21 protein-coding genes are annotated in these 18,013 nt (G+C 35.7%); 7 read left to right on the top strand and 14 right to left on the bottom strand.

The features are described 5' to 3' along the window. Both sbcD and MQX03_RS18805 read right to left on the bottom strand, forming a co-directional pair. Positions 1–1,206 carry a metallophosphoesterase family protein gene (gene sbcD, locus MQX03_RS18800; RefSeq protein WP_242804943.1) on the bottom strand — a complete coding sequence of 402 codons (1,206 nt, stop codon included), beginning with the start codon at positions 1,204–1,206 and terminating at the stop codon, positions 1–3. A gap of 2 nt (positions 1,207–1,208) precedes the next feature. Beyond that, positions 1,209–1,370, bottom strand: a complete 162-nt coding sequence (locus MQX03_RS18805) for a hypothetical protein (protein WP_242804946.1) — start codon at positions 1,368–1,370, stop codon at positions 1,209–1,211. 555 nt (positions 1,371–1,925) lie between these two features. Here MQX03_RS18805 and MQX03_RS18810 point away from each other — a divergent pair. Together MQX03_RS18810 and MQX03_RS18815 are read left to right on the top strand one after the other, a co-directional pair. After that, positions 1,926–2,177, top strand: coding sequence for a VF530 family protein (locus tag MQX03_RS18810; RefSeq protein WP_242804948.1), 252 nt, complete (start codon positions 1,926–1,928; stop codon positions 2,175–2,177). Between the two features lie 103 nt (positions 2,178–2,280). Beyond that, positions 2,281–2,781 (top strand): FKBP-type peptidyl-prolyl cis-trans isomerase, encoded by a 501-nt coding sequence (locus MQX03_RS18815; protein ID WP_129536061.1) that lies wholly within the window; start codon positions 2,281–2,283, stop codon positions 2,779–2,781. 62 nt (positions 2,782–2,843) lie between these two features. On the opposite strand, the gene MQX03_RS18820 is transcribed toward MQX03_RS18815, so the two are convergent. Both MQX03_RS18820 and MQX03_RS18825 read right to left on the bottom strand, forming a co-directional pair. Beyond that, positions 2,844–3,221, bottom strand: a complete 378-nt coding sequence (locus tag MQX03_RS18820) for a YchJ family protein (protein ID WP_242804950.1) — start codon at positions 3,219–3,221, stop codon at positions 2,844–2,846. Positions 3,222–3,502: 281 nt separating this feature from the next. Continuing rightward, positions 3,503–5,647: a M3 family metallopeptidase gene (locus tag MQX03_RS18825; RefSeq protein WP_242804952.1), complete on the bottom strand. Its 2,145-nt coding sequence runs from the start codon at positions 5,645–5,647 to the stop codon at positions 3,503–3,505. A gap of 281 nt (positions 5,648–5,928) precedes the next feature. Between MQX03_RS18825 and MQX03_RS18830 the strand changes: the two genes are divergently transcribed. After that, entirely contained in the window at positions 5,929–6,729 is an 801-nt protein-coding gene (locus MQX03_RS18830; protein WP_242804955.1) for a head GIN domain-containing protein, read from the top strand. Here MQX03_RS18830 and MQX03_RS18835 read toward each other — a convergent pair whose 3' ends face one another. From MQX03_RS18835 to MQX03_RS18860, 6 genes are all read right to left on the bottom strand, one after another. Beyond that, positions 6,730–8,613: a monovalent cation:proton antiporter-2 (CPA2) family protein gene (locus MQX03_RS18835; RefSeq protein ID WP_242804957.1), complete on the bottom strand. Its 1,884-nt coding sequence runs from the start codon at positions 8,611–8,613 to the stop codon at positions 6,730–6,732. 1 nt (position 8,614) lies between these two features. Next, on the bottom strand, positions 8,615–9,136 hold the full coding sequence (locus tag MQX03_RS18840) for an NAD(P)H-dependent oxidoreductase (protein ID WP_242804959.1): 522 nt from the start codon (positions 9,134–9,136) through the stop codon (positions 8,615–8,617). A gap of 113 nt (positions 9,137–9,249) precedes the next feature. Then, the gene (locus tag MQX03_RS18845; RefSeq protein WP_242804961.1) at positions 9,250–9,651 is read right to left on the bottom strand and encodes an NTF2 fold immunity protein; all 402 of its coding nucleotides are present in this window, start codon (positions 9,649–9,651) and stop codon (positions 9,250–9,252) included. Positions 9,652–9,715: 64 nt separating this feature from the next. Further along, a complete protein-coding gene (locus MQX03_RS18850) occupies positions 9,716–10,519 on the bottom strand; it encodes a TPM domain-containing protein (protein ID WP_242804963.1) in 804 nt (267 codons plus the stop codon). Further along, positions 10,500–10,928 (bottom strand): TPM domain-containing protein, encoded by a 429-nt coding sequence (locus tag MQX03_RS18855; RefSeq protein ID WP_242804965.1) that lies wholly within the window; start codon positions 10,926–10,928, stop codon positions 10,500–10,502. The genes MQX03_RS18850 and MQX03_RS18855 overlap by 20 nt, the downstream gene beginning before the upstream one ends. Next, complete coding sequence (locus tag MQX03_RS18860; protein WP_242804967.1) at positions 10,928–11,536, bottom strand: LemA family protein; 609 nt, start codon at positions 11,534–11,536, stop codon at positions 10,928–10,930. Before MQX03_RS18860 ends, MQX03_RS18855 begins: the two co-directional genes overlap by 1 nt. Before the next feature lie 149 nt (positions 11,537–11,685). Between MQX03_RS18860 and MQX03_RS18865 the strand changes: the two genes are divergently transcribed. Together MQX03_RS18865 and MQX03_RS18870 are read left to right on the top strand one after the other, a co-directional pair. After that, the gene (locus tag MQX03_RS18865) at positions 11,686–12,177 is read left to right on the top strand and encodes a dihydrofolate reductase (protein ID WP_242804969.1); all 492 of its coding nucleotides are present in this window, start codon (positions 11,686–11,688) and stop codon (positions 12,175–12,177) included. Positions 12,178–12,263: 86 nt separating this feature from the next. Next, positions 12,264–12,827: a DUF2892 domain-containing protein gene (locus MQX03_RS18870; RefSeq protein ID WP_242804971.1), complete on the top strand. Its 564-nt coding sequence runs from the start codon at positions 12,264–12,266 to the stop codon at positions 12,825–12,827. Between the two features lie 54 nt (positions 12,828–12,881). Here the strand turns inward: MQX03_RS18870 and MQX03_RS18875 are convergent, their stop codons facing one another. From MQX03_RS18875 to MQX03_RS18890, 4 genes are all read right to left on the bottom strand, one after another. After that, a complete protein-coding gene (locus MQX03_RS18875; protein ID WP_242804973.1) occupies positions 12,882–13,421 on the bottom strand; it encodes a hypothetical protein in 540 nt (179 codons plus the stop codon). 3 nt (positions 13,422–13,424) lie between these two features. Further along, a complete protein-coding gene (locus MQX03_RS18880) occupies positions 13,425–14,057 on the bottom strand; it encodes a trimeric intracellular cation channel family protein (protein WP_242804976.1) in 633 nt (210 codons plus the stop codon). Positions 14,058–14,114: 57 nt separating this feature from the next. Then, positions 14,115–14,579 (bottom strand): pantetheine-phosphate adenylyltransferase, encoded by a 465-nt coding sequence (gene coaD / locus MQX03_RS18885; RefSeq protein ID WP_129536075.1) that lies wholly within the window; start codon positions 14,577–14,579, stop codon positions 14,115–14,117. A gap of 73 nt (positions 14,580–14,652) precedes the next feature. Next, positions 14,653–15,642 (bottom strand): D-alanine--D-alanine ligase, encoded by a 990-nt coding sequence (locus MQX03_RS18890; RefSeq protein ID WP_242805172.1) that lies wholly within the window; start codon positions 15,640–15,642, stop codon positions 14,653–14,655. 154 nt (positions 15,643–15,796) lie between these two features. Between MQX03_RS18890 and MQX03_RS18895 the strand changes: the two genes are divergently transcribed. Both MQX03_RS18895 and MQX03_RS18900 read left to right on the top strand, forming a co-directional pair. After that, a complete protein-coding gene (locus MQX03_RS18895; RefSeq protein WP_242804979.1) occupies positions 15,797–16,858 on the top strand; it encodes a PASTA domain-containing protein in 1,062 nt (353 codons plus the stop codon). 69 nt (positions 16,859–16,927) lie between these two features. Beyond that, positions 16,928–17,992: an RluA family pseudouridine synthase gene (locus MQX03_RS18900; protein ID WP_242804981.1), complete on the top strand. Its 1,065-nt coding sequence runs from the start codon at positions 16,928–16,930 to the stop codon at positions 17,990–17,992. Positions 17,993–18,013: the final 21 nt, after the last annotated feature.

Genomic DNA, 18,013 nt, shown 5'->3' on the forward strand with positions numbered 1-18,013 from the left:
TTACGGATTTAGAATTTCGTTAAACAAATTGATGAGTTCTTCATTGACTTCCTGTCCGTTATTTTTAGATTTAAAATAATCCTTAAACAATGCCTGAATATCCTGATTTAAATTAATGTCACGAAGCTGATTTTCGTTAAAATCCTGATTTTTAACTTTCGGAATCAAATGCACAATGCCGGAATGAGATTGATAAATGAGTTTTCTTTCATCGGCTTTTAAAAACGTTTCGCTTTCCAGAGTGAGTTCAACTAAGGTATTTGGATTTTCATTCAGCCATTCAATCGTATTTTCAATGGAATCAAATGTTTTTCTGACGAGTTGTTTACCGTTTTGTAAAGCGATTTTCTCAAAGGTAACCGGCTTATTAGGTTCAGCTTCAATAATGGAAACGTATTTCGTTTGTCCGGCTTCGCTAAAGCCGTAGCAGAGTGGAGAGGACGAATACACCACAGGTTTTTCTTCTGTCCCTATATTTTGAAAACCATGCAAATGTCCCAAAGCCGTATATTGAATCTGATGTGGAATAATATCTGAAAAAACAAGGTCTGCATTTCCTATTTTTATGGGTTTTTCGCCTTCGGGTTCTTCCAAAATCGGAGCGCCTTTTTTGTTCATATACAAATGAGTCATCAAAAGATTGACTCCCTTTTCGTCACAGAATTTATCGGCAGTTTGCTTCCAGTTTTCTCTCAGAACATTGTTGAGTTCTTCCTCCTTATTTTCTCCGAAATATTCTTTTAAACGAACTTCATTTGCATAAGGTGTATGCAAAATTCTGACAGGGAAATTTTGGTTTTTAAATTCCAATTCGATAAAACCTGCTGCTGTATTTGATATTTTAAAATGCTCCAATTCAAAAGGATTGATGGCAGCTTTTGGATATCCAATTAAAATAATTCCGCATTCACGGGCTAAAGGATCAGGAGCGTCGATCAGACTCGGAGAATCGTGATTTCCGGAAATAGAGATGACAGGACGTTTTCCGTTTAATGATAAACGTTTTAACGTTTTATAAAAAAGTTCTGTGGCTTCTACACTCGGATTGAAATTATCGAATAAATCTCCGGCAACCAAAACCAGATCAACATTTTGTTCATCAGCAATCTGAACAATTTCGTTCATCACCAAGACCTGTTCTTCCAACCTTGAAAAACGGTCGAGACGCTTACCCAAGTGCCAATCGGCGGTGTGAAGTATTTTCATCGTTAATCTTCGTTTTGTTGATCTTCGGCTGATTTTTCTTTTCTATTTTCGCGCATTTCCTTCAAACGGTTTTTTCTTTTCAGTTCAGCTTCCTGAATTTTTCGCTTTTTGTTAGCGATTATCTTATTGTATGTTTTTTTATTTGCATCTGTATTTCTACTCATCTCAACTTTATTTAGGTAAATTTTACTTTAAAATTGGTATTGCTAAATTAATCTATTCTGTAGAGAAAACTTTGTTTCAGATGGTATTTCAATATTTAATTCTACAGTTTTTTTATTCAAAAAGAATTTTTATTTAACTATTTCGAGAATAGAATAAAATCTCCGGTAGTTCAAAACAACCTGTTTGGAACTGCTGTAGGTCTACGTTTGTTTAAAACAACCTAGTTTGTAAGTTCCGGAGGCGTATTTTGTTTAAAACAGCCCTGTTTGTAACAAAATGCAGTTGCAGTTGGTTTGTTTCAAGTTGTTTGTAATCAAATGCGGAATACTTTTGTTTAAAACACTGCTGTTTGTGACCAAATGCAATTGCAATTGGTTTGTTTTAATATTGTTTGTAATCAAATGCAAAATACTTTTGTTTAAAACAACCCTGTTTGTAACAAAATGCAGTTGCAGTTGGTTTGTTTCAACCTTGTTTGTAACTAAATGCGATTTACATTAAGTTAAAACAGTCCTGTTTATAACGAAATACAATTTTATTTCTATTTTTACAGCATGGAACAGCAATCAAAAAATCCTTTACACGGAAAACGCCTCGATGCCATTCTCGAAGAATTGGTAGAATATTATCAAGGCTTTGAGGAGTTGGGAAAGCAGATCAACATCAAATGTTTTACAGATAACCCGAGTATCAATTCGTCACTGAAGTTTTTGAGAAAGACAGATTGGGCCAGAACGAAAGTTGAAAGCCTGTATCTGTATGTTTTGAGACAGAAAAAAAAGGAAGAATCAAAAAACAAAAAGTAGTATGTCGAAGATGATTCTTTACGGATATTTAATGAATCAATTCTTTCAAAAACAGTATATTTGTGCCGTTTAATCGTGAAAAAAATCACGCAAAAAAAGAAATATGACTATTGATAACAATCATGTGGTAGCTGTAAAGTATATTCTTCACACTATCGAAGAGGACGGAAGCAAAATCCTTGTAGAAGAAACAACTGCAGAAAATCCGCTTACATTTTTATATGGTTTGGGAATGATGATTCCTAAATTTGAACAAAATATCCACGGTTTGAAAGCTGGTGATACTGCTGCTTTTGTGATTCAGCCGGAAGAAGCTTACGGTGAAAAACAAGAAGATGCTATTGCACAATTGCCAATCGATATGTTCGGTGAAGGTGGACTTCCGCCAGTGGGAGCGATTTTACCTCTAACTGATAACGAAGGAAATAATTTCCAGGCTTTTGTGGTAGAAGTAACTCCTGAGGTTGTGATTGCAGACCTTAACCATCCAATGGCTGGGAAAGTTTTAGATTTCCAGGTTGAAATTTTAAATACTCGTCCTGCAACTGAAGAAGAATTGTCTCATGGTCACGCTCACGGCATTGACGGAAACGAAGCTCACTAAGAAACATTTAAAATAAAATATGAATGTCCGATTTTTGATCGGACATTTTTTTTGTTAAATAATTAGTCTAAAAATTCTCCTGAAACATAGTACCAGCGGTTTTGAATCATTTTGAATTTTGATAATTCGTGATGAACCTGTTTTTGTCCGTCTTCATCGGTGTAAAAAGCTTTAAACTCAACTTTGGTAAGAGATGGTTTGTCTACAATTTCCAGTTTTGTCCATTCATTGATTTCTCCCCATTCCTGCAAATCTTTTGTATTGTGGAATTGTCTTTTTCCGGGCGAAGTTGTTTCCATTAAATATTTTCCATTAGGAATGGCAAACGCAGAAAATCTTGAACGCATCAACGCTTCGGCAGTTGGAGCAAATTTTTCTCCGGTGTGATAAGGTTTACAGCATTCTTCGTAGGTTTTTCCGGAACAGCAGGGACAGTTCATTTTTTTTGAAATTTTAAAACACAAATGTACACGAATATTTTTGCACGAATTTCACAAATCTATGACTCTTGAAGATTTTGCTGATGATCTAGATTAAATTATAACAAAAATTATAATGCAAGCATCTGTGTAAATCTGTGGGGTACAAAATATTCCTCCCACAGATCCCACAGATTCTTGTGGTAAAAAAAAATCTGCTCAATCAGCAAAATCTGCGAGAGATAAATTCGTACAATTTGTCTAATAAAAAAAGCATCCAAATCAATGAATGCTTTTAAAATTTATTTAATAAAACCTCTGCTTCTCAACAACGGTTTGATATCCGGATCGTGTCCTGTAAAATCTCTGAATGCCTGATTCAAATCAACAGAATTTCCGACAGAAAGAATATGTTTTCTGAAACGGTCACCATTTTCTCTTGTCAAGCCACCGTTCTTTGAAATCCATTCCCATGCGTCATTGTCTAAAGTTTCTGACCACAAATAAGCGTAATATCCTGCAGAATATCCACCACCCCAAATGTGTGCGAAGTAAGGAGTGTGATATCTTGGAGGAACGGTTGCCAAAGTAAATCCGTGGTTATTTAAAGATTGTTTTTCGAAATCTAAAACAGAAAGTAATTGTCCTTCGCTTGTTACAGAATGCCAATCCATATCCAAAGCAGCAGCAGAAACCAATTCAGTCGTCATATACCCTTGATTGAAAGTTGCTGCTTTTTTAATTTTATCAACCAAAGCTTGAGGAATCGGTTGTTTTGTTTCGTAATGGAGAGCATAGTTTTTCAAAACAATAGGATCTAAAGCCCAATGCTCATTAATCTGAGAAGGGAATTCCACAAAATCTCTCGGCACATTGGTTCCTGAAAGTGATGGGTACTTCTGATTGGCAAACATTCCGTGGATAGAGTGGCCAAACTCATGGAAAATCGTGGAAACATCATCATAACTTATTAATGAAGGTTTTCCCGGTGCAGGTTTTTGGTAATTATAGCAGTTTACAATCACAGGTTTCGTTCCTAATAAATACGATTGCTCAACGTAGTTGCTCATCCATGCTCCGCCACTTTTAGAATCTCTTGTGTAGAAATCTAAGTAATAAATAGCGATAGATTTTCCGTCATGATCGAAAACTTCGTACGTTACAACATCTGGATGATACACTGGAAGATCGGTTCTCTTTTTGAAAGTTAATCCGTAGAATTTTTCAGCAGCGAAGAAAACTCCTTTTTCCAAAACGGTCGTGATTTCAAAATAAGGTTTGATTTGGTTTTCATCTAAATCGAATTTTGCTTTTCTCACTTGTTCAGCATAAAAATTCCAGTCCCAAGGTTCTACTTTGAAACCTCCTTTTTGCTGATCAATCAAATCCTGAATATCTTTTGCTTCACGTTTCGCTGTTTCTACAGCAGGAGTTGCGACTTGATTCATCAGTTTTACAGCAGCTTCAGGATTTTTTGCCATCTGATCCTGTAATTTCCATTCTGCGAAACTTTTTTTGCCTAAAATCTGAGCTTTTTTAAGTCTAAGCTTGGCTAATTTTTCAATCGTTTCTCTTGTGTCATTTCCGTCGCTTTTTTCAGCTCTTTGCCACGATGCTTTAAACAGTTTTTCTCTCGTTGCTCTGTTTTTAAGATTTTGCAAAAGAGGCTGCTGTGTAGTATTTTGTAAAGCTAAAAGATATTTTCCGGGTTGCCCTGCAGTTTTTGCATCGCTCGCAGCAGCTTCAATTTCATCGGTTGAAAGTCCGTCTAATTCTTTTGCTTCAGAAAAGAAAACACCCCCTTGCTTTCTTGCTTCCAATAATTTGTTGGAATATTGAGTGGAGAGGGAAGCCAATTCCTGATTGACCTGCTTTAATTTTTCTTTGTCAGCCGAAGACAGATTTGCTCCTGCAATTTCAAAGTTTTGTTTGTAAAACTGTAATAATCTTTTGCTTTCAGAGTCTAAACCGTTTTCGGTGATTGATTTAATTCTTTTATAAAGATTTTCATTCAGGTACATTTTGTCAGAATGTGCTGCAAAAATAGGAGCATATTCTTCGTCTAATGCCTGTAATGTAGGATTTGTATTCGCACTTGTTAGGTTTGAAAAAACAATTAAAGCTCTCTTCAGAATTTCGCCGCTTTTCTCCAATGCAACGATTGTATTGTCAAAAGTTGCAGTTTCAGAATTGTTGGCGATTTTTAAAATCTCTGCATCGTGTTGTTTTAAACCAAATTCAAAAGCGGGTTTAAAGTGCTCGTTTTTAATTTTATCAAATTCCGGGGTTTCGTATTGAAGCTTGCTTTTCTTCATAAACGGATTGGAAGAAAGCGAAGAATCAGGGACAGGAATTTCCTGTTTTATGTCGTTTGTTTTCATTGTGGTAGTACAAGAATAATTGAAAGCCAAAGCAGAAACTAACAATACTGATGAAATGTTTTTCATAGATAGATTATATATGCTATCGCCTATCTTCATAGGTGATTTTATTATTAAAGTCTAAAGATATTAAAACTATTTGATAAATTTTTTGTGCTTTTATTTTGGTTATTGCTGTTTAATAATATTTTTTAGTTTTATTAAATATCTATGTTTAAGATGAATGTCAAAACCTATTGTAAATAAGCATTTAATGTATTTGTAATGAATTATTTTTAAAGATGTAATATTTTTTATATTTTAGTTGTTATTAATAATATACAAACGAAATTAATTAAAACCAAACCATGAAATATTCTACAATTTTACTTTTTTCAGGACTTATTGTTCTTTCAGCTTGTAATGAAAAATCTGAAAAATCAAAGTGGCTTCCTGATGTTACCAATAAAGATCACGGACCTTTAAAACAAAAAGAATTTAGCGGAAATTTTGACGAAATTGAAGTTTCTCAGGCGATTGAAGCCGAAATTATTAAATCTGATGTTGAAAAAGTAGTGATTTCTGCACCTGCAAATATCATCGATGAGGTGTTGGTTGATAACAGCGGTGGCGAACTTCATATTCATTATAAAACGGGTTTCCGAGTGATGAATACAAATAATGTGAAAGCGAAAATTTACGCCAAAGATTTCTCTAAACTGGAAGCCAATTCTGCTGCGATTATTGTCGTAAGAGATCAGTTTACACAAGATAAAACGGATGTTGAAATTTCGAGTGCGGGTCATATTTCAGGAAAACTGGAAGCGAATGATATGGATATTGATGCAGGAAGCAGCGGAACTTTTAAAGGAAATATCTGGGCGGTCAATCTGAATGTTGAAGCTTCTTCGGCTGGGGAAGTAACCATCTCAGGTAAAAGTAAAAATGCCAACCTAACTTCATCGTCAGGAAGCAGTATTTCGGCAAAAGAGGTGATGGTAGAAAACCTAAAAGCTGATGCGTCAAGCGGTGCCAGTGTTGAAGTAAGTGCCAGTTCGACAGTTGAAGGATCGGCGTCTTCTGGAGGAAGTGTCAATGTTTATAAAAAAGGAAATGTAACGACCGTGAAAAAAGAAGAAAGCAGCGGTGGAAGCGTTTCTATTCAATAATTAATCTTTTTCCTCATCGTCTTCCTCGGCGGTTGATGAAGAACCTTCCCAATTTTTACCATCAAAATTGAGATTATCATAAGCTAAAAGCTCCTCCTCTCTCTGGAGGAGTTCTTTTGTTGTAAACAAACGGATTTCATCATCGTCATCAGACTTTGCCAGTTTTCTGATAGAAGCTTTATCAATAGCCATAAAACGCTGGCCAAGACGACGTGCGGCATACTTTCGCATTCCGGTTTCATGAAGAACGTCAACCGCCATATCTACGGCTGTGCCTAAAGTTTCGCGGTAAATATTGTCGATTCCGTTATTTAAATAAGTGTAGGCGTCAATTCTGTTTTTTGCCCGCACAAATATTTTCACATCAGGATAATGTTCACTCACCAATTCTGCTATAAATTTGTTGTCACCTGAATTATCAAGACAAAGAATTAAAATTTCGGCATCTTCAATTCCGGCAGCTCTTAATACGGGAATTCTCGTGGCGTCGCCGTAATATACTTTAAAACCATATCCTCGCAATAACTTCACACGGTCAGAATCTCTGTCGAGAACGGTTGCGGAAATTTTATTAGCTTTCAATAAGCGTCCAACAGTGCTTCCAAAATGCCCAAAACCAACGATGATAATTTTCTTTTGTGCAATATTGTTTTCAAGAATATTAAAATCACTTTTTTCGTCAGGAATTTCTTTAATGAATCTTGGTGTTATTATTTTATCATTAATAATTAATAGAAATGGAGTGATACACATGGTAATCGCTGTAACTGCCATCATCTGTGCATTTAATTCTTCCCCAAAAAGATACAAATCTGAACCATAATTAATCAATACAAAAGCAAATTCCCCAACCTGAGAGAGTGCAAAGGCATAGAATAAACTTTGAGGATTATCCATTTTGAAAAATTTACCAATAGAAAAAAGAACTGTAAATTTCACGGCTAGAACAGCGAAAACTGTCGAAAAGATAAACAGAGGATCAGCTGTAATAACATTAAAATTCATTGTTGAACCAACGCTCACAAAGAAAACAGCCAAAAGCAATCCTTTAAACGGATCAATCTGCGCTTCCAATTCATGCCGAAATTCACTGTTGGCCAACATTACACCTGCCAAGAAAGCTCCTAATGCCGGAGATAATCCAATAGAAACCATTAATTCTGAAACTCCGATGACTAAGAAAAGGGAGGAGGCAGTCAATAATTCTGTCATTCCCGCTTTTGAAACATATCTTAAAAAGGGAACGAAAACATATCTTCCCAATAGAATTAATATGACAACGCCCATGATGACCGTTCCGGCCTGCAGCCATTCCGGAAGTTTTTGGATTAAAACCTGAACTTCATTTTCGTTTTGAGTTGCTTTAGAATGTGCCAGCAATGGCAAGATTGCCAAAATAGGAATCACTGCAATATCCTGAAACAAAAGGGTAGAGAATGATGCTTCACCAGCGACGGTTTTAAAATTGTTTTTTTCCTGTAAAGTCTGAAGAACAATGGCCGTCGAGGAAAGTGCAAAACACATTGCGATGGCGAATGCTTTATCGGTTTTCCAGCCGAATGTGATGAAAATTAAAAATAATAACGAAATCGTCAAAACTGTTTGGGTAAGACCTAAACCCAAGATTTTCTTCCTCATTTCCCAGAATTTTCTGGGCTCCAATTCTAATCCGACTAAAAATAAAAGCATAATCACCCCAAATTCACTGGCATGCATGATGTCGTTAACGTCTTTTCCTGTCAGTTTGAGAACATAAGGACCAATAATAATTCCACCTAAAATATAGCCGATGACTGAACTTAAGCCCAATTTTCTCGCTAGCGGAACCATAATAATGGCAACGCCCAAGAAAAGCAGGGTATTCATGGCTAAAGTAGATTCCATCTTATTGATTTAATAGTTCTGCGAATTTTTGTTTTTGTAAAATGATTTCTTTTTTTGAAAGTTTATTTGCTTCGTAGACGATAATGATGTCTTTGATGTTGGCTTTGAAAACTTTTAGCGAAACAATCAGCCCGCTGATCAGTTCTTCAACAGTGTACCCATATGTTCCTTCTTTGCTGAAAGATCTTTCTTTTCCGCCGGTGGTTACAACGATGTAGACTTCTTTGCCTTCCAAAGGATTGTCTTCTTCTTCGTTGAGCCAATTTCTGTCGAAAACTTCGTCAATCCAAAGTCTCAGCAAAGGTGGCATTCCGAACCAGATAATTGGAAACTGAAAGATAAATCGGTCGTAATTTTTCAACCTTTTCCGCTCGCGAAAAGCGGCAATATGAAAATCAGGATATTCTTCGTAAAGGTCGCGTAAGGTAAAATGCTGGTGACGAACGTAGAAGTTAATCAACTCTACGTTTGAGTTTGAGTGTTCCAGATAAGGATGCGCAAAAACTACCAGCGTTTTCTTCATAGAACCTGTTTTCAGTAAATATAATGAAAATTGAGTAAAATATGAACGGTTTTGATAGGTTTAATGAAATTTTAATCGAGGGAAAATGAAATTAATAATTTTTAAATTAAAATTCATTTTCCGTGAGTAAGCTTAATTACTTTTCCATCTTTGGAATTGATAATTATAAGAAAAGTTCCTCCAATAGTTGGTTTTGGAAAAGTCCCGTTAATAATATAATATCCATCAATGAAGTTTACATCATAAGGTCTTTGTTTGATAATATTGTCTTTACCATATATCGGAAACAAAATACTTTCGGCAATTTCTACCGCTGTTTTTGAATTGGGGATTACTTTTGTTGGAGAAAATTCATTATTGATTTTTGCGTTTTCTAATTCCTCTTTAGCATATTCAGAATCTTTACTTTCGGTGAAAATTTGAGTTTGACTTAATTCATTTTTTGAATTTGATGTTTTTTCAGAACATGAAAACAGGAATGGGGTAATTGCGAATAGAAACAGTGTTTTCTTCATTTATTTTAGTCAAATTTGAGATGAAAAATATGCGATTTTATTTAAGAATTACATCTTTGTATTGCTACCATCCTCCAGACGCACCCCCGCCTCCAAAACTGCCGCCACCTCCGAAGCCGCCAAAACCGCCGCCACCTCCGGAACTTCCTCCGCCGAAGCCTCCACCACCAAAACTGCCGGGAAAAGGGAAAGGGAAGAATCCGCCAGGGTAATTTCTTCGTCCTCTTCGGCTAATCATGACATCGCCGTCATCGTCGCCACCGCCTTTATTTCTGAAAAGGAAGATCAGAATAATGAAGATCACAAATCCGATAAGGAGGAGTTTTGAAACATTTATGTTGCCTGATTTTTTATGATTGGTTAACGGTTTGAACTTTCCCTGAACCGCATCCATAATGGCCGTCGTTCCGCCATTGATTCCTTCATACCATTTTCCCTGTTTAAAATTTGGGGTTACGATGTAATCTAAAATCTGTCCGGCAACTGATGCTGTTAGATATTGTTCAACTGCCCGTCCTTGCTGGATTGACATAGTTCTGTCTTGAGTGGCAATCAGGAAAACAATTCCGTTATCAACATCTTTTTGTCCGATTCCCCATTTTTCACCAAACATCGTTGCGAGATAATTGATGTCTTCGCCTTTGGTTGACGGAATGATGATTACTTCAATTTCCGTTGAGGTAGAATCTGCAAATTTAATGAGCTTATTGTTGAGTTCAGTTTTTTCCTGCTGCGTCAGCAAATTGCCTTCATCATACACCGGATATAAAACCGCAGGTTTTTCAGGAATAGTGTATTGTGCCGATACGATAGTGTACAAGCAAAGGAATATAAATGAAAATAATATTTTAAGAGAACGTAATCTCATTGGGAAGTTCGTTGTGGTTTTCTCCCGTTACCGGAAAATGTTTTTTGAGTTCGAGACCGGTTTCGAGAATGGCACTTTTTAAAGCTTTGTGATAATTGCCTTTTGCAAATTCTGAAGTGATAAAGTCGTGCAGATGATCCCAATACGATTGATGTACTTTTGCATGAATGCCAGTGTCACCAATAATAGTAAGGTATTTCTTTTCAAAATTAATATGAAACAGAACCGCATTTTTTTCTTTGGTTTTATCTTTACATAATTCGTTGAAAACTTCATAAGCAATCTCTGCATTGTTATTTTCGGTGGTAGAATCAATATGTACGCAAATTTCTCCGGTAGAATGATTTTCTGCCGACTGAATAGCTTCCACGAGGGAAGCTATCTGTTGATCTGTTAGATATTGGCTCATTATTCTGTGAAAACGTCTGGTGCTTTTTCAGCTCCTGCAGCCGCTTTAAACTGTGGTCTTTCTTTGAAATTAGTGAAGTTTGCCAAGATGTTATTCGGGAATGTTTTTATTGAAACATTGTATTTTTCCGCCGCTTTGTTGTAATTAACAGTTTCAAAACGAATGCTGTTCTCAATTGCAATATACTCGTTCTGGAAATTGATAAACTGCTGATCTGCCTTTAAATTTGGATAAGACTCAACAACTGCCATCAATCTGCTCAATGAACCGGATAATTCTCCCTGTGCTGCCTGGAATTTAGCCATATCAGCTTCAGTCATATTTGTAGGATCGATGTTGATCGATGTAGCTTTAGAACGAGCTTCCACAACTTTCGTCAGTGTTTCCTGCTCAAATTTTGAATAAGATTTTACTGTTCTTTCTAAATTCGGAATTAAATTGGCTCTTTTTTGATAGACTGTTTCAACGTTAGACCATTTTGTGTTGACGTTCTGTTCCTGCGTCACGAATTTATTGTATCCGCTTTTTCCCCAGAAAAATAATACAGCAACGATAATAAGTAGAGCAATACCGATGGTTCCGGCGCTCAGGCAACCTTTGTTTTTCATGTTTAAGTGTTTATTTGTTTCTAATAATTATTTGAATTAAATAATCTTCAAATTAAAAGGTTTTCAATGATGAAGATTTAATAATTTAAAATTTTGTTGTGCTACCCAAATATACAAATTATGTGCTAATTTTGCAGAAAATAAATTGAATGACAACAATAGTGGTGGCAATGGGCGAGAAAAACGAAATTGGTGCTGATAACCAATTGCTTTGGCATCTCCCGAAAGATCTAAAACATTTTAAAGACCTCACATCGGGACACCCGATCATCATGGGAAGAAAAACTTATGAAAGCATAGGTAAAGCACTTCCAAACCGTACCAATATTGTCATTTCCAGAAAGAAAAACTGGTTCGAAGAAGGGATTTTGATTGTAGGAAGCATTAAAGAAGCTGTGAAATTTGCAAAGAAAATCGATGAAAATATCTTCATCATCGGTGGCGGAAATATTTACGAACAAACAATGGAAATTGCTGATAAGATTGAAGTTACTTTGGTAAAAGCGGAGTTGAAAGCCGATACGTTTTTCCCAAAAATCGACCCAAAAATCTGGAAGTTATCGGAAGAAGTTTTTCATGAGAAAGATGATAAAAACCAATATGATTTCAGCTTTCAGACGTATGAGAAAATCGAACATTAAATGTTGATGGTCGATTCTTTTACAAATGACGATATACAATGAACAATCAACCAAATTTATTATCTTTGCACTTCTAAATTTTAATAATGAATAAATACATAAAATTCGTAATTGCTGCTATTTTTATTGGAATAGGAATATATCTAATTTTTAATAGAAATTGGGGTTGGGGAGCTGTACTGATTATTCTTTCTGCTGTTCCAATTTTTCTTTTCTTTAAAAACGAAAATATCCTTTTGGCATTCTGGCAATTGAGAAAACAGGATATGGTAAAAGCGTCAAAGTTTTTAAATAATATTAAAGATTATAAAAGAGAGCTTCACAAAATCCAATACGGTTATTACCACTACTTACAAGGTTTGGTTTTGGCTCAGGATCATCCTACGAAAGTTGAGCCTTTGATGAAAAAAGCGTTGGAATATGGACTCAATATGAAGCACGACAGAGCAATGGCTACTTTAAATCTAGCTGCAGGCGCAATTTCTAAAGGAAGAAGACAAGAAGGACAAAGACTTCTGGATGAAGCTAAAGCACTTGACACAGCGGGAATGATGACCGATCAAATCAAAATGATGAAAGATCAGTTGAAAATGCCTACAATGCAGAAGCATATTCACAATCCTCACATGAGAAACAGAGGGAAGTTTTAATAAAACTATTCTTTTAAATAAAATAAAAATGCACCAAATTGTTTGGTGCATTTTTTATTTGTGGGATGCTGGCAGCGGCGGAGGAGGAGGTCCAGAATCTTCAAAGAATTTATCATTTGGATAAAGTTTCTTTCGTACTAAAAAGAGTTTATCAAGCTTTTCGAATTTATCCTTTAAACCTTCATTATTAAAATATTTAGTTTGATTTTTATTTGGATAATGAACAGTGACTATTGGGGAGCTGTAATCTCGTTTTGGTTTGTTTTCTTTTTCCAAGTATTTGAAATAATTTTCAAAGGAAAGAGTGTCATTTGAATCTATAAAGTAAGGGATTTTTGATAAAGTTTGTTGTTGTTTTGAAAATGAGCTAATTTCCGAATGTGTTTCTAAAAATATAGTATCATTTTGCTTAACAAAATTATAATTCTCGAACGCAGCAAACATACAGGCTGAATGATTGATGTTAACTTCTAAAGTGTCACCGTTGTCCATTGCTTGCGAAAATTGATAAAGATCTTTTTCCAAATCAAATTTACTTTCGCGTTTGCAAGAGAATAATAGCAATATCGTTAATGAAAAAATCTGATTTTTCATGAGCTACATTTCAGAATTACTCTCATACCCATAAAATTTCGGAATTTGCCAATGATACTTCACGGCTAATGTTCTCACACTTACAATCATTAAGATGGTGGAAATCTGAATAAAAGTATAAGATAGTGTAGTGAAATGGGTTAGTAATAAAAAAGTTGCACCACCTATGATACAGGCACTTGCATAAATTTCTTTTCTGAAAATCAATGGGATTCTATTCAATAAAATATCCCGAATAATTCCACCAAAACATCCGGTGATGGTTCCTAAGCCAATGCAAATTAAAGGATGGATGTCTGCGTTTAGACCTTTCTGTACGCCGATAATCGTAAATAATCCCAATCCGAAGCTGTCGAAAATAAATAAAGTGACTTTGAAATTTTTCTCAATCGATTTAAAGACCATTGAAAAAATACTCGTTGCCAAAATAAGACCGCACATCAAAAGATCATGCATCCAAAAAACCGGAATATCCAAGAGTAAATCTCTTACCGTTCCACCACCAACCGAAGTAACGAAGGCAATAATCAAAACTCCGAACGGATCAAGTCGCTTCTGCATCGCAGCAAAGCTCCCAGACATCGCAAAGGATATGGTTCCGAGAATTTCTATGATGAGATTGAACTGTTGATGCATATATTTATTAATGATAAAAACTCAGATTTGAATCAATTATCAACGATCATTTATCAATTATTTTTCAACGCGCACTGCGTCAGGAACCAATAATTCATATTCGCCGCCATGATTGATAATTTCTCTCACGATGCTGCTGCTGATGAATGATTTTCCTGATGAGGTCAGTAAGAAAACGGTTTCGAGTTTTTTGTGGGCTAAAGTGCGATTGGTGTGAGCGATTGCTTTTTCAAATTCAAAATCTGCAGGATTTCTTAAACCTCGAAGGATAAACTGAGCATTTTTTTCAAAACAGTAATCGACCGTTAAACCTTCAAAATGATCTACTTCAACGTTGGGAAAGTCAGCGACCGAATTTTGGATGAATTCCATTCTTTTCTCAAGAGGAAACATATATTTCTTCTGAGAATTTTGTCCGATGGCAATAATCACCTTGTCGAAAAGTGCCGCAGCTCTCTCAATAATATCGTAATGTCCTAATGTAATAGGATCAAAAGACCCCGGAAAAACAGCAATTTTCATGCGCAAATAAAGTTATAAGTTATGGGTTATCAATTATGAGTTGTTATGTACTCTAATATCTAACTTCTAATATTTAGTTTCTTTTTTGTAAAGCTTTTTCAACCTCATTTCCGCAAAGATCTTTAATAGAAATTCCATAGATTTTTGCTTGTTGAGGAAGAATACTTGCTGGTGAAAATCCTGGATTGGTATTCATTTCCAGCATATATGGAATGCCATCCATTAAAATAAACTCACTTCTTGAAAAACCGCTCATTCCTAAAGAATCGTAGGCTCTTTTTGCAATTTCTTCCACTCTTTTTGTGGTTTCAGCGTCAATTCTTGCAGGAGTAATTTCTTCTGAAGCACCTTCATATTTAGCTTCATAATCGAAGAATTCATTTTGAGGAACAATCTCTGTAATTCCCAAAACAATAGTTTCACCTTTGAAATCAATCACACCTACAGAAACTTCCATTCCGTCGAGGAAGCTTTCAATTAAAATTTCATTGTCTTCTTTAAAGGCAATTTCAGTTGCTGCAATCAATTCAGACTGATCTTTTACTTTAGAAATCCCCAATGACGAGCCTGATTGATTTGGTTTCACAAAAACAGGAAGTCCAAGGTTTTCAATGATCTCATCAACGTTAATATCTTCTCCTTTTCTTAAATAGACACTTTTCGCAGACGGAATTCCATATTTAGATAAAACAGCTAAAGTATCTTTTTTATTAAACGTCAAAGCACTTTGGTAAAAATCGCAGCCGGTATAGGTTTGTCCGATTGCGTCCCAGTATGCCTGCAAAATTCCGTTTTCACCAGGAGTTCCGTGGATAATGTTGAAGCAGACGTCAAATTTTAAAATTTCATTATTATTTAAATTAACCGAAAAATCTCCTTTATTAATAGGAAGCTTGTTCTCATTTTCATCTAAAAAATACCATTCATCCTTAAGAATGACAATTTTATATACATTATAAAGATCTCTGTCTAAAGAATCATAGATCAATTGTCCACTTTTCAGGGAAACTTTATATTCGTCAGAATAGCCTCCCATTACTACGGCAACGTGTTTTTTGCTCATATCCGTTTGTATCATTTAAGGCAAATTTAATGAAATTATATCACGCACGAATTGAATTTTAGAAAATTTGAAACAAATGCTAATTCTGTTAAATAAAAAGTGCAATCAAAAATTATTAGTTATATTTGCCGTTATAATTCAAGTATTTTTAAGTATGCTTAAATCACTTTTCAATTGGAAAGTTTTAGTTAATTTGCTCGTAGCAATCGCAATTTTTGTGGGATTGGTATGGCTTACGTTTCGTTGGTTAGAGTATCATACCAACCATGGTCAGGAAATTCCTGTTCCTAACGTTATTAATAAATCTGTACATGACGCCGTCAAAATATTAGAAGACAATGGGCTCGACTACGAAGTAGACAGCGCTGCGTATAATCCGAAATTCAGACCTCTTCAGGTTTTGAAAGTTTATCCAGCACCCGGATCTCGTGTGAAAGACGGAAGAGCAATTCAGCTGATGGTGAATCCTAAAAGCTGGGCTCCTGTTATCGTTCCTGATGTTATCAATAAATATTCAGGATTGGCATTCCAAAGACTTGATAGGGTAGGATTGAAGGTTGGTGATACTATCTTTGAACCGAGTATTCAAAAAGATGCGGTTCTTAGAATTTTATTTAAAGGTAATTCTTTAAAACCGGGATCACTTTTACCTAGATTTTCTACTGTTGATGTTGTAATTGGGTCTGGGCCTATGAGAAACATTAATATACCTAATGTTGTGGGTCTTACTGTAAAAGAAGCAAGAGCATATATTGCCAGAAATCTTTTTGAAGTGGGAATTGTAGAGCATGAAGATGGTGGAAAGGATGAATCTGACATCGTATATTATCAAGATCCTGCGGCAGGGGATGCACGAGATCAGGGGATGCAGATAGACCTCTGGGCAAGTAAGAAAACTCCTGCGGAATTACGTGACAGAATAGAACAGCTGAATTCTACCTACAGAATGAAAATTGATACCACACTTCCTCCGATAAGATATGAAGAAGTCCCTAATTTTCAGGATGAGCCAGTAAACACGGTGCCGCCACCTGTAGTTACACCAAAGCCGGCTAGTCCGAAGCCGTCAGTATCTGCAACGTCTAAGCCTGTAAGTACAACAAAAACTACTGAAGTGAAGCCTAAGGCAACTACAACCAGTACAGACAATAAGTCTAAACCGACGACGACACCTGTGGCTGATAAGCCTAAAGCTAAGAAGGTAACGATCCAATAAAAAATATATTTATTAAAAATTCAGGCTTCAACTTTAAAATGTTGAAGCCTTTTATGTAAAAAGAATAGAATGACAGAAGATAACGAAGATTTTTTAGACGAAGAATTATTAGATCCAAACAATGTAGATATTGATGAGGAAAACAAAGGTTTGTATGAGCATGTGAATATTATCGTTGATGGCAAGCAGGAACCTTTAAGAATAGATAAATTTCTCTTAAATTTCCGTCAGAATTCTTCAAGAAATAAAATTTCACAAACCTGCAGAGCCGGGAATGTTGTAGTGAACGGAAATCCCGTAAAGCAAAACTATCGTGTAAAGCCGGGAGATCAGATTTCTTTACTGCTTGCGCATCCACCGAGATTGAACGTAATCATTCCGCAGGATATTCCTATTCATATTGTTTATGAAGATGACGATTTAGTCGTTGTAGATAAAGAACCAGGAATGGTAGTTCATCCAGGATTTGGAAATTGGGACGGAACTCTTGTGAATGCATTGGCTTTTCATTTTGACAAGAAAGGTGAAAAATCTGATTTGGATAGAGTAGGATTGGTTCACAGAATTGATAAAGATACTTCAGGACTTTTAGTCATTGCCAAAAACGAATACGCACTAAGCTTTCTTGCCAAACAGTTTTTTGAAAGAAAAACCAAAAGGTTGTATTGGGCTTTTGTTTGGGGCAACGTAAAAGAAGACGAAGGCACCATAACGGGTCACATAGGCAGGCATCCTAAGAATAGAATGCAGATGTACACTTATGCAGACGGAAGCATGGGGAAGCATGCCGTAACGCATTATAAAGTTCTTGAAAGATTTAAATACATGACTTGGGTAGAATGTAAATTGGAAACTGGAAGAACACACCAAATCCGTGCGCATTTCAAACATATTGGTCATACACTCTTTAATGATGCAAGATATGAAGGAAATGTCGCCCTTCGAGGAGTTAATATGCCTAAGTATAAGCACTTTGTGAAAAATGTCTTTGATGTTTTACCGAGACATGCACTTCATGCCCATACTTTAGGATTTATACATCCCACTTCCAAAAAGGAATTGTATTTTGAGAGCCCAATGCCCCAAGATATGACGGATGCCGTAAAAAAATGGAGAAATTATTTAGAAAACTAAAAATATATTGAGAATTTTTTT

This window comes from Chryseobacterium aahli (assembly GCF_022699665.1).
Lineage (GTDB): Bacteria > Bacteroidota > Bacteroidia > Flavobacteriales > Weeksellaceae > Chryseobacterium > Chryseobacterium aahli.